This is a genomic window from Granulicella rosea, assembly GCF_900188085.1.
GTDB classification, from domain to species: domain Bacteria; phylum Acidobacteriota; class Terriglobia; order Terriglobales; family Acidobacteriaceae; genus Edaphobacter; species Edaphobacter rosea.
Genome location: NZ_FZOU01000005.1, coordinates 104,263 through 116,973 on the forward strand (window position 1 = coordinate 104,263; position 12,711 = coordinate 116,973).

Here is a 12,711-nt window from a genome sequence, read left to right on the forward strand (position 1 = left end):
ACGCGCTCGATTGGACGTGGCGGTTGCGAGTGTTTACACTCCCTGCTGAAGCTGAAAAGTGCAATCGGGAAACCTGAAAACAAGGACTGTATGAAGCGTACAAAGATCAAGACAGACGCGGCTGAGAGCTTCATTCCGGGTAGAGTTCGCAGGTGGATGTTCTGCGCCGGAGTTTCCCTTTTGACATTGCCGCAAGGCGTCCGGGCGCAGGCTCCAACCGCGCCCGAAAAGGGCTCCATCGCCGCCGTTCAGGCTGGCTTCCAGACGCCGCCGGACGATGCCCGCATCATGATGCGCTGGTGGTGGTTCGGTCCGGCGGTCGTCAAGCCGGAGCTGGAACGCGAGATTCTCGCCATGAAGGCAGGCGGCATCGGCGGCTTCGAGATTCAGCCCGTGTACGCGGTCGCGCTCGACGACAAAGCGAAGGACTTCAAGAACCTGCCTTATCTCTCCGACGGCTTCATGGACGTGTTGAAGTTTACCGGCGAGAAGGCGCACGAGAACGGCATGCGCGTCGACCTGACGCTGGCCAGCGGATGGCCCTACGGCGGCCCGCATGTATCGATCGACGAGGCTTCGAGCCGTCTGCGCTTCGCGGCGGAGGAGCTGCCCGCGAACGCGGCCTCGGTGACCGTGCCGAGCATCGGCAACGGCGAGAAGCTCATCGCGGTCTTTACCGGCGAGGGCAACGCGAAGAAGTACGACGCGGCCAGCATGATGAAGCTGACGGCGGCCCCGAGTGAGGGCCGCATTGCAGTCGCGCCCAGCAAGCATACGCGGGTGGTGCTATTCTTCATCGCCAGTCGCACCGGCCAGCAGGTGAAGCGCGCGGCGGTCGATGCCGACGGCTTCGTGCTCGACCACTTCAGCCGCAAGGCCGTCGACAGCCATCTGAACCTGATCGCCAACAAGCTGATCGCGGCCTTTGGCGACAACCCGCCGTACGCGGTCTTCTCGGACAGCCTCGAAGTTTACGGAGCGGACTGGACCGACGATCTGCTGCCGGAGTTTGAGAAGCGCCGAGGCTACGATCTGACGCCGCATCTGCCGGAGCTTTGGAGCGGTACGGGGCCGGGCGCAGCGGCGTTGCGTCGTGACTGGGGCTTGACCCTGACCGAGCTGATCGACGAGCGCTACCTGACGCCGGTGAACGACTGGGCGAAGGCGCATCATACGCAGTTCCGCTCGCAGACCTACGGCGAGCCGGCCGTATCGCTTTCGAGCAACAACCTCGTCGCGCTGCCCGAGGGCGAAGGCCCGCAGTGGCGTGCGTTTTCGTTCACGCGGCTGGCCAGCTCGGCGAGCCATCTGTATGACCGCAACGTGACCTCGGCCGAGACGTGGACGTGGCTGCACTCGCCCGCCTTCCGCGCGACGCCGCTGGACATGAAGGCCGAGGCCGATCGCTTCTTCCTGCAGGGCGTCAACCAGCTCATCGGACACGGCTGGCCCTATACCGCTCCGGGTGTGGAGGAGCCGGGCTGGGCGTTCTACGCCGCCGCCGTCTTCAACGATCACAACCCTTGGTGGCCGGTGATGCCGGAGGTGACGAAGTATCTCCAGCGCGTCAGCTACCTGATGCGTCAGGGCAAACCGGCGAACGATATCGCCGTGCTGCTGCCGAACGACGATGCCTATGCGGAGTTCAAGCCGGGCCACGTGACGTTGTCGGGCGAGATGGCGAAGTACATCACGCCGGGTTTGATCGAGCAAGTGCTCAACAATGGTTACAATCTCGACTACATCGATGCGGAGGCGATCCAGAAGGTCGGCATCCCTTACCCGGTGCTGGTGCTGCCGCATGTGGATCGCATGTCGCCCGAGACGTTGAAGGCGATCGCGGCATACGCGGCCAAGGGCGGCAAGGTGATCGCGGTCGGCTCACTGCCTGCGCATGCGCCGGGCTTCGCGCATGAGGAAGAGCTTTCGAAGCAGGTTGCGGGACTGACGCAGAAGCTCTTCGCCGATCCGAAGCAGGCGCGGCAGATCACCGGCGATGCCGACCTCGGCGCGGCATTGAAGCAGGCGCTCACGCCCGACATGGCCGTGACGGGAACGGCGTCCGAGATGGGCTTCGTGCATCGCAAGCTGGCGGACGCGGATGTCTACTTCGTGGTGAATTCGAGCAACGTGCCGGCGCATGCTTCGGCGACGTTCAGAGCGTCGCGTGAATTTGTAACCGCGCTTGATCCTTTTACCGGCGCGGCCACGGATATGACTTCGGGGCCGGTCGCCGGACCGGTTGCGCTCGAGTTGGCGCCGTACGAGTCGCGTGTCTTCGTGTTGTCGGACAAGGCTCTGCCCGGAGCGGTGAAGGCTGCGCCGGAGAAGCCCTGGGCGCCGCTGGCCGACATCTCGCACGACTGGAAGGTTGCGTTCCCCGCCTTGAAGATCGCGAAGACCGAGCCGCAGCCTGCGTCGTGGACCGACGATGCGGCGACCAGGTACTTCTCGGGTGAGGCTGTCTACACGAAGAGCGTGCGGGTGGAGGCAAAGGATCTGAAGGGCGCGGAGATTGCGCTGGACTTCGGCGTCGGCACGCCGGTCGTAGTCGACCCGGCGATCAAGGCAGGCATGCGCGCGCTGCTCGAAAGCCCGGTGCGCGAGGTGGCCATGGTGTATGTGAACGGCAAGCGCGCGGGTGGCGTCTGGCATCCGCCGTATCGCGTGGACATCGCGCCGCTGCTACACGAGGGCGAGAACGCGATCGAGGTGCGCGTCGACAACCTCGCCATCAACACGCTTGCGGGCCGCGCGCCGACGGACTACAAACTGCTGAGCGCGCGCTACGGCCAACGCTTCGTCCCGCAGGATATGGATCACCTGGAGCCGTTGCCCTCGGGCATCCTCGGCACGGTGCAGTTGATGAAGAGATAGCGGAGAGGCGAATGAATCTTGTACGTTGCATCGCTGTATCGGGTCTGATCGCGCTTGCGCCGCTGGCGTTGGCGAAGGACTACAACGTCTCCGCGTACGGCGCCAAGGGCGATGGCAAGACGCTGGATTCGCCCGCGATTCAAAAGGCGATCGACGCGGCCATGACCACGGGCGGCACGGTGACGTTCGCGCCGGGCGTGTATCTGAGCGGGTCCATCTTCGTCAAAAGCGGCGTCACGTTGAAGCTCGACAAAGGCGTGACGATCCTTGGTTCGCAGAAGATCGCCGACTACCCCATGATGCCGACGCGCGTGGCCGGCATCGAGATGACGTGGCCCGCCGCGCTGGTCAATGTCTACGAGCAGAAGAACGCAACTATCACCGGCGAAGGCACGATCGATGGCGATGGCAAGGTCTTCTGGGACAGCTACCGCACGCTGCGCGCGGACTACGAACCGAAGGGCTTGCGCTGGGCTTCGGACTATGACGCGCGCCGCCCAAGGCTGGTCGCGATCTTCAAGTCCGAGGGCGTGAAGGTGGGCGGCGGCCTGCTGCTGCGGCGCTCCGGCTTCTGGACGCTGCACATCTGCTACTCGCACGATGTCGAGGTCGATGGCATCACCATCCGCAACAACGACGACGGCAAGGGACCAAGCACGGACGGCGTCGATATCGACTCGTCGAAGAAGGTGCTCGTCGCGCATGCGGACATCGCCGTCAACGACGATGCGCTGTGCCTGAAGGCCGGGCGCGACTCCGACGGACTGCGCGTGAACCGGCCTACGGAAGACGTCGTGCTGCGCGACAACATTGTGCGCGCCGGCGCCGCGGGCGTCACCTTCGGCAGCGAGACCTCGGGCGGCTTTCGCAACATCGAGGCTTACAACATCACTGCGATCAGCCCGGTGCCCGTGGGTATCCTCTTCAAATCGGCGCATACGCGCGGCGGCTGGGGCGAGGACATTCGCCTGCACGACTTCAAGCTGCAGGATGTCGCCGTCGCTCTGCGCGTGACGATGAACTGGAATCCCGCGTACAGCTATGCGACGATCCCGGCGAGCATCAAGAACTATCCGCCGTACTGGGTCGCTCTCTCGACGCCCGTGCCGGATGAGAAGGGCATCGCGCACTTTCACGACGTACACATCTGGAACATCTCGGGCACGGCGAAGACCGCGTTCGAAGTCGACGCGTATGCGAAGTATCCGCTGGAGCGGTTCAAGCTCGATCACCTCGACCTCGACGCGGGTAAGGCAGGGCACATCGCCGACGCGAAGGACTGGACCTTCTCGGACATCAAGCTGAAGACGGCCGACAACAGCAAGGTTCTGCTCACCGAGAGCGACCATGTCACCGGCATTGCGACGACGGAAAAATAAGGACGAATCATGACGACCACGAAGACACTTCTTAGACGAACCGTTCTCGGCAGCGCAGCGGCGCTGATCTTCGCCGGCACGATGCAGGCGCAGGCTCCAAGCTATCCAGAACCTACACCAGCCATGCAGGCCGGTATCGACAAGGACGCCAAGCGTCACTTCGGCGACGCGCCGCTCGATGGCGGTCCGTTGGCCACGGACCTGTCCGCGAAGATCGAGCCCGCGGCGATCGACGCGGCCGTGCGCAAGGTCGCTGACTGGGAGCTGAAGACCTGGCAGCCGTACTTCGAAGGCGAACGCGTGTGGACGTGGAGCGTGCTTTACAGCGGCTTCATCGCCGTTGCGGATTCGACGGGCGATGCGAAGTATCGCGACGCCATGACGAAGATGTCGAAGCACTTCAACTACGAGATCAAGGACCAGTATCCGAACGCCGATGCGCAGAGCATCGGCCAGACGTACGTGGAGCTTTATCTCAAGTCGGGCAAGAAAGATAAGTCGATGATCGAGCCGACGAAGGCGTCGCTCGAGCAGGTCATCGGCCTCGACACGCTGAAGCCGGGCGATCCGCGCATCCCATGGTGGTGGTGCGATGCGTTGTTCATGGCGCCTCCACTGTGGGCGCGCATGACCGCCGCGACCGGCGACCCGAAGTATCTGAACTATCTCGACAAGCAGTGGCATGTGACCTATGACCGCCTGTGGGACAAGGAAGAGCATCTCTACGCACGCGACGAAAGCTACATCCCCAAGCGCGGACCGAGCGGCAAGAAGATCTTCTGGTCGCGCGGCGAAGGCTGGGTGATGGGCGGTCTTGCGCGAACGCTGGAGTACATGCCGAAGGATGATCCGCGGCGCGCGTTCTACGTGAAGCAGTTGCAGGAGATGGCCGCGCGCGTGGCCGAGCTGCAGGGCGCCGATGGTCAATGGCATGCCGACCTGCTCGACCCCAAGGACTATCCATTGGCCGAGGTCTCGGGCGCATCGTTGATGGTCTTCGGGCTGGCGTACGGTGTAAACGAAGGCATCCTCGACGCGAAGGTCTATAAGCCCGTGATCGAGCGCGGATGGGCCGGCATCCTGACGCATGTCTATGCGGACGGCCGCCTCGGCTGCATTCAGCAGACCGGCGCGGAGCCTGCGTTCTATCGCCCGACGGCAAGCTACGACTATGGCGTGGGCGGTTATCTGCTGGCCGGCGCCGAACTGAAGCGGATGGCTTCAATGCCCTCCAACGGTAAGCCCTCGAAGAGATAACGCCAGAGTTTGAGGAGAGTGTCATGCGTCTGTTGCAGTCGTTCCGGCCCGCCGTTCTAACCCTGGCTCTGCTGACCTGTGGCGTTGCCGCGCTGCATGCGCAGGCGCCGACCTACGCGAACACCGACCCAGGCCTGAACGCGCGGCTGAACCTGCCCGTGCCTGCGAACAAGAAGCTGCCGACGCTGTGGCTGGTCGGCGACTCCACCGTGCGCAACGGCAAGGGCGACGGCGCGAACAACCAGATGGGTTGGGGCGAGCCGCTGGTTGCGTTCTTCGATACGAAGAAGATCAACGTGGTGAACCGAGCCATCGGCGGGCGCTCGAGCCGGAGCTACATCATCGAAGGCCACTGGCAGGAGGTGCTCGACATGATGAAGCCGGGCGACACCGTCATCTTCCAGTGGGGACACAACGACGAAGGCAAACCGGACGACCCGGCGCGCGCTCGGGCCAGCCTGCCGGGCTTTGGCGACGAGACCGTGGAGATCGAGAACCCGATTCTGAAGCGGCATGAGACGGTGCATACCTACGGCTGGTACATGACGCAGTATGTAACCGATACGATTGCAAAAGGCGCGACGCCGATCATCTGCTCGCCGATTCCGCGCAAGACGTGGAAGGACGGCCACATCGAACGCAACAAGGCCAAGTACGGCGGTTGGGCACGGCATGTTGCCGAGGCCAAGGGCATCGGCTTCATTGACCTGAACGAGATCATCGCGCGGCAGTACGACCAGATGGGCGAGGCGGCGGTCGAGCCGCTCTTTGGCGACCCCCACACGCATACCAGTCTGCCGGGCGCAAGGCTGAATGCGGCGAGCGTCGTCGCGGGGTTGAAGGGGCTGGCGAAGGATCCCGTTGCGCCCGATTTCTCGCCGCTGGCGTCGCAGATTCCGGCCTATCACGACCCCGACGCGAAGTAGTCGAAGCGGCTCGTTTTGGGATTACAAAAAGAATACAGAATGCACCGGGCAAATCGGGAATGCAGGAGGCCATTCGGCTTCCCGCATTCGGTTTAATTCAGTATGGTGAATGCAGGCCTATCGTGAGCGACTGCGATCCGGCCGAAGAAATGGGCCCCGATGCGTACTCCCACCGCCTTTCTCCGATCCTCCGTCCTCGCGCTTCTGCTTGGCGCCTGCGCCGTCACGAGCGCGAACGCTCTGGCTCTTTCCTGCCCCGTACACGATGCGGCCTTCGCGACGAAGCTGCCCTCGGGTGTAGAGGCGACTGCGACGCCGCATCGCCTGATCGTCATCGGTTTCATGGGCGGGCGCGTGGACGCGGCGAATGCGGTCCATCGCGAGCTGATGGTCGCGCAGCAGTTGCAGAAGCGGTATCCGCAGGCGGTGCATGCGGCGGTCTTCGCCAATCACGACGAGAAGTCCGCGCTGCGGGCGGTGCTGACGCAGCTCGATGACGACAAGGACGGCTGCCTGAGCGCGACGGAGAAGACCGGCGCGCGCGTGGTTATCTACGGCCACTCCTGGGGCGCGTCGGAGACCGTGGCGCTGGCCCGCAAGCTCAACGACCTCGGCATTCCCGTGCTGCTGACCGTGCAGGTGGACAGCGTGCAGAAGCCCAACCATCAGGACGGCCTCATTCCGCCGAACGTGGGCGAGGCGATCAACTTCTACCAGACCGAAGGCCTGCTGCACGGACGCACGACGATCGTCGCGATGAATCCCAAACGGACGAAGATCCTCGGCAACTTCCAGTCGAGCTACAAGGGGCAACCGGTGGATTGCGCGGGATACCCCTGGTTTGCGCGGACCTTCATGAAGGCGCACATCGAGATCGAGAATGACCCGACCGTGTGGGACAAGATCGAGGCGCTGATCGGGACCAAGGTCGTCGAGCCGGCATAGCGTGTGGGACGAGGCCGAGATGCGGGAGATCGAGCCGGAGCGGCCGCAGCGGCGCTCGTCGGCGCTCTTTCCCGCGAACCTCCGGCGTGCCGTGACGGATCGGAGCGTAGCTCGCGTACGATCGGCTGCGGCTCCGCATGAGCTGACGCGCGGCGCGATGCCGAGCGTGATCTACGCGCCCGGTGACGGGCGGCACGGCAACTTCATCGAGGCGTCGTACCGGCGGATCCTGGCCGATCCGGCATGGAGTCAACGGCTGGAGAAGTCCCACACCGCAGGGCGCCAGGCCGGCCCCACGGGACCGGACGAAGAGGTTCGGCGCTGGCGCGAGCTTGACACGGCGACCAGTTCCGACGCGCTGCTGATGAACATCTTCTGCTATCCGCGCGTGCTTGCGGGCAAGCGGTTCACTTCGCTGCTGGGGCTTGCAGAGGGGTTGCGCCCGGAGTTCGGCTATCGCCCGCGCACGCAGTTGGAGCGCCAACTTACCGACCGGACCGAGATCGATATGCGCCTTGGCAATCTGCTGGTGGAGGCGAAGCTGACCGAGTCCGACTGCCAGACGGCGCCGCTGCGGCTGATAGAGCGCTACCCGCGCTTCGCCGAGGTCTTCGAGCGCGAGGCGCTGGAGGTTCGCGGCGGCCGCGTGCAGGCCTACCAGCTCATCCGGGGCGTGCTGGCCGCGGAGGCGGAGGCTGCCGGCTTCTGCCTGATGTGCGATGCGCGGCGCCCCGACCTGATCGAAAGCTGGTACGGCGTGATGCGCGCCGTACGCGGTTATGAACTGCGCGCGCGGCTGCGGCTGGTTACCTGGCAGGAGATCGCAGCCTGCGTGCCGGTCCCGCTGCGCACGTTCCTCGCGGATAAGTACGGTATTGAGTCGCCGGTCTAGAAAATATATCTGAGAGGGAAGTGGTGGCCAGAGACGGGATCGAACCGCCGACGCCGGCCTTTTCAGGGCCGCGCTCTACCACTGAGCTATCTGGCCTTGGCATGTATCGCGTGCTGCGGGCAGCCAAGAGAAGCCCACGCACGGTTACGTTTTTCATCCGTCGTTCGTGTACTTGGAAGGGGAGAGCCCAGCCTGTTACGAAGGTTCGGGTCGGGGCTGGCAAGGGAGGAGCCAGCCGCTCAAACGCATTCTCAGTATAGCAATCCTCGGCCAATCCGCCAAACTGCCGAGCGAAAAACATCGCATCCCACTTTCCCCGCTGGCCGCGTTATCCTGTTCTCCACTCTTTTCATACAAAAAGGACGACGATGCCCAGCCTTACCCGCACTGCGATGCTCCTGCTTCTGGCCGCACCTCTGACCGCGCCTCTGCATGCCGCGCCGCCCGCGGGCACGCCGGAGCAGCGCGCCGTTCGCGCCTTTGCCGCTGCCAAGAAGGCCGGCCCGCTCGACCTGCACGCCTTTCTGGTCGGCATGCCCAAGGGCGCGGACCTGCACATGCATCTCTCCGGCGCCATCTACGCGGAGACGTTTCTGAAGGACGCGGCCAGGGATAAGCTCTGCATCGACGTCGACACCCTGAGCTTTTCGAAGAACGACAAAGGGCCGGAGTGCGGCGCCGGCATGGCGCCCGCGGCGGAGGTCTTCAAGAATCAGCACCTTTACGACCAGATGATCGATAGCTTCTCCATGCGCGCCTTCGTGCCTTCGACCGGAGTCAGCGGGCACGACCAGTTCTTCGCCACCTTCGGCCGGTATGGCGGAACCAGCAAGGATCACGCGGGAGAGTGGCTGGACGAGGTCGCCACCCGCGCCGCCGCGCAGAACGAGCAGTATCTCGAGATCATGAACACGCCGACGCTCGCGAACGCCGGGCGGCTGGCCGGCGGCGTCCGCTGGCCGGCTGCGCCTGCCGTCATCGCCGACTACGGCCAGGACATCACCGGAACCAACACGGCCGAACTCAGCAAACTGCGCGATCAGCTTCTCGCCGGCGGTCTGCGCGACGACATCGCGGCGGACCAGAAGGACTTCGCCTCCGCGCTCGCCTCGCGCAACGAGATCGAGCACTGTGGCACGCCCGCAGCGACGCCGGCCTGCTCGGTGCAGATCAAGTTCCTCTTCCAGATCCTGCGCCAGAACGCGCCGCAGTTTGTCTTCGCGCAGACGCTGCTGGCCTTTGAGGTCGCATCTTCCAACCCCGACGTCGTCGGCCTGAACTTCGTCCAGCCGGAGGACGCCTATCTCGCCATGAGCGAGTACACCCGCCAGATGCGGATGGTCGATTTTCTCCACGGACTCTACCCGGCGGTCCACATCTCGCTGCACGCGGGCGAGGTCGTGCCCGGCATGGTCGCGCCGGAGGGCGTCCGCTTCCACATCCGCCAGGCCGTCGACCTTGGCCATGCGGAGCGCATCGGCCACGGCGTCGACGTCATGTACGAGGATGATCCCGGTAAGTTGTTGAAGGAGCTGGCCTCTCGCCACGTCATGGTCGAGATCAACCTCACCTCGAACGACGGTATCCTGGGCGTCAAACCGCCCTTCCACCCGCTGCCGGACTACCTTGCGGCACACGTGCCGGTCGCGCTTTCGACCGACGACGAGGGCGTCTCGCGCATCGACCTGACGCACGAGTATGTGCGCGCCGCGACGGAGTTCAACCTTGGCTACCTCGACCTGAAGACGATGGCCCGCGCCTCGATCGAGCACTCCTTCCTGCAGGGCGCGAGCCTCTGGGCGCAGCCGGACGTCTTCACCCGCGCCGTTCCCGCCTGCGCCGCCAGCCCGCTCGGCTCGGAGACGCCGGCCGCAGCCTGCCTCGCCTATCTGAAGGCCAACACCCGCGCCGCGCAGGAGTGGGAGCTCGAACACCGCTTCAAGGTCTTCGAATCCAACCTGTAATCTCTCGTTTGTCCTACCCGAAGGGAATCCGTTGTTGCATTGAGAAGTCCGGAGCACCGAGACCAGCCATGAAAAAAGCACTGCTTACCATCGCCCAGCTTCTGCTCTTCCTCTTCATCTTCTTCGTCGGCAGCCTGATGGATCCCTTCCACATGAGGTGGGCGATCACGCATCCGGACGCGGTGACCACGCGCTACTTCGTCCCGGACGGCCTGATTCTGATGCTGGTCGTCTACGCGGTCATTGTGGGCGCGGAGGCGTTGACGAAAAAGCTCCGCACCGCCGGCCTGCTGACGACGATCGCCGCGGCGCTGGCTCTCGTCCTTGGGCTGCTCAGCAAATTCGGCTGGCTCACCAAATCCCTTTACTAAGCTCCGGCGCCGAGGCCTGGGCGCTTCATCCTTTGCGATAGGACCGCGAAGGAGGGGGCGCTCAAAGACCCGCCGGATCGCCCCAATATTCCCTTCCGCACGGTACCAATCCCCCCAAAGTCCAAGAAATATTAAAGGTCCGTCCACCTGCCTTTGGTAGTCTGAAATGGCGTGGCGGGCAAACCACTCGCCCGCAGGGCTCGTTCTTTCGATAGATTCGCCGACATTACGGTTATCCGTCAGGTTTTCCGCCTCACCCGGCCAAAGAAAAGGACCTCTGCTCATGAGCGTTGCCTCCGTACCCCAGACCGTCAGCCCCGATCTCACCTCGCGGACCATCGCTTACTTCTCCATGGAGATCGCGCTGGCCCCGGCGCTCCCGACCTACTCCGGCGGCCTCGGCATGCTGGCCGGCGATACGCTGCGCTCGGCCGCCGACACCGGCGCGCCGATGGTCGCGGTCTCGCTCGTCCATCGTCACGGCTACTTCAAGCAGGCGCTCAGCCCCAGCGGTCAGCAGAGCGAGACCGACGTCATCTGGAACCCGTCCACGCTGCCGCCGGCTGGAAAATCGGTCACCATCACGATGCAGGGCCGCGCGATCAAGGTCTCTGCGTGGCGCTTCGACGTCGTCGGCGTCACCGGCCATGTCATCCCGGTCTTTCTGCTCGACTCGGATATCGAGGGCAACGACCCCTACGACCGCACCCTGACCGACCACCTCTACGGCGGGGACACCTACTACCGGCTCTGTCAGGAGACCGTGCTCGGCATGGCCGGGGTGGAGCTGCTGCATGAGCTGGGCTGTCTGCCGTCGGTCTACCACATGAACGAGGGCCACGCGGCGTTGCTGGCGCTCGGCCTGCTCGAGGACCAGATCGAAGGCAAGCCGCTCTCGACCGCCACCGAGGCCGACCGTCTGGCGGTGGCGAAGCAGTGCGTCTTCACCACGCACACGCCGGTGCCGGCGGGTCACGACCAGTTCGGCCGCGACCAGATGTATGCCGTACTTGGGCAGGAGCGCGCCGAGGCTCTCGAACGCTTCGGCTGCATGCACAACAACCTGCTCAACATGACGTACATCGCGCTGCGTTTCTCACGCTGGGTCAACGGCGTCGCCATGCAGCACGGCAAGGTCTCGCAGGAGATGTTCCCCGAGTACCATGTCGAGTCGGTCACCAACGGCGTGCATGCCGCGACATGGATCGCGCCGCCGCTGCAGCGCCTCTTCGACGATGAGATCCCGCGCTGGCGCCACGACAACCAGTACTTCCGCTCGGTCTACGGCATCAAGCCGAGCCGCATCGCCAACGCGCACCGGGTAGGGAAGCGAAAGCTGATCGAGGCCATCGCCGAACGAACCGGCGAGGCGCTGAACGAGAGCGTGCTGACCCTCGGCTTCGCTCGCCGCGTCGCGACGTACAAGCGCGCCAGCCTGCTGCTGCAGGATCCCAAGCGGCTCGCCAGGATCGCGAAGAAGATCGGCGGCCTGCAGATCGTCTTCGCCGGCAAGGCGCATCCGGCCGACACCGCGGGCAAGGGCTTGATCCAGGAGGTCTTCGAGATCGCCGGCAAGATCAGCCGCGGCTCGCTGCGCATTCTGTACCTCGAAAACTACGACTGGGAGCTGGGCGCGACTCTGACCCAGGGCGTCGACGTCTGGGTGAACACGCCGCGCCGTCCGTATGAGGCGTCGGGAACCTCGGGCATGAAGGCCGCGCTGAACGGCGTGCCGTCGCTCTCGATCCTCGACGGCTGGTGGATCGAAGGCTGCGCCGAGGACGTGACCGGATGGGCCATCGACGATGGCGACAACGACGACGCCGAGGCCGCGAGTCTGTACGACAAGCTGGAAAACCGCATCGCGCCGCTCTTCGCCAAGCCAAACGCCTGGGCGCGCATGCAGCAGCACTGCATCGCGATGAACGGCAGCTTCTTCAACACCGACCGCATGCTGGGGCAATACTTCGCGAATGCGTACTTCCCGCTGGCGCCGACGATCGACGAGAGCCCCTCGGCGGAGAAGCTGGGCGAGGAGTCGGCGGCGAAGAGCGTGACAGCCAGTGTCTAGAGATGGGTAGTTGGAAAAGCGAAAGCCCC

General features: G+C 64.4%; 9 protein-coding genes and 1 tRNA gene. 9 read left to right on the forward strand and 1 reads right to left on the reverse strand.

Going from position 1 to position 12,711, the window contains the following annotated elements; all coding sequences use genetic code 11:
* Positions 1-180: 180 nt before the first annotated feature.
* From CHB87_RS14580 to CHB87_RS14605, 6 genes are all read left to right on the forward strand, one after another.
* The gene (locus CHB87_RS14580; protein WP_245818007.1) at positions 181-2,877 is read left to right on the forward strand and encodes a glycosyl hydrolase; all 2,697 of its coding nucleotides are present in this window, start codon (positions 181-183) and stop codon (positions 2,875-2,877) included.
* 11 nt (positions 2,878-2,888) lie between these two features.
* Positions 2,889-4,256: a glycoside hydrolase family 28 protein gene (locus tag CHB87_RS14585; RefSeq protein ID WP_089409175.1), complete on the forward strand. Its 1,368-nt coding sequence runs from the start codon at positions 2,889-2,891 to the stop codon at positions 4,254-4,256.
* A gap of 9 nt (positions 4,257-4,265) precedes the next feature.
* On the forward strand, positions 4,266-5,513 hold the full coding sequence (locus CHB87_RS14590; protein WP_089409176.1) for a glycoside hydrolase family 88/105 protein: 1,248 nt from the start codon (positions 4,266-4,268) through the stop codon (positions 5,511-5,513).
* Positions 5,514-5,536: 23 nt separating this feature from the next.
* Entirely contained in the window at positions 5,537-6,439 is a 903-nt protein-coding gene (locus CHB87_RS14595; RefSeq protein ID WP_089409177.1) for a rhamnogalacturonan acetylesterase, read from the forward strand.
* Positions 6,440-6,598: 159 nt separating this feature from the next.
* Positions 6,599-7,384 (forward strand): hypothetical protein, encoded by a 786-nt coding sequence (locus CHB87_RS14600; protein WP_089409178.1) that lies wholly within the window; start codon positions 6,599-6,601, stop codon positions 7,382-7,384.
* Positions 7,385-7,475: 91 nt separating this feature from the next.
* Positions 7,476-8,276: a PGN_0703 family putative restriction endonuclease gene (locus CHB87_RS14605; RefSeq protein ID WP_089409330.1), complete on the forward strand. Its 801-nt coding sequence runs from the start codon at positions 7,476-7,478 to the stop codon at positions 8,274-8,276.
* Positions 8,277-8,297: 21 nt separating this feature from the next.
* Here the strand turns inward: CHB87_RS14605 and CHB87_RS14610 are convergent.
* Positions 8,298-8,372, reverse strand: a tRNA-Phe gene (locus CHB87_RS14610).
* A 272-nt stretch (positions 8,373-8,644) separates the two neighbouring features.
* On the opposite strand from CHB87_RS14610, the gene CHB87_RS14615 reads away from it, so the two are divergent.
* From CHB87_RS14615 to glgP, 3 genes are all read left to right on the forward strand, one after another.
* On the forward strand, positions 8,645-10,240 hold the full coding sequence (locus CHB87_RS14615) for an adenosine deaminase family protein (RefSeq protein ID WP_089409179.1): 1,596 nt from the start codon (positions 8,645-8,647) through the stop codon (positions 10,238-10,240).
* Positions 10,241-10,308: 68 nt separating this feature from the next.
* Complete coding sequence (locus CHB87_RS14620) at positions 10,309-10,611, forward strand: hypothetical protein (RefSeq protein ID WP_089409180.1); 303 nt, start codon at positions 10,309-10,311, stop codon at positions 10,609-10,611.
* A 283-nt stretch (positions 10,612-10,894) separates the two neighbouring features.
* Positions 10,895-12,682: an alpha-glucan family phosphorylase gene (gene glgP, locus CHB87_RS14625; RefSeq protein WP_089409181.1), complete on the forward strand. Its 1,788-nt coding sequence runs from the start codon at positions 10,895-10,897 to the stop codon at positions 12,680-12,682.
* Positions 12,683-12,711: the final 29 nt, after the last annotated feature.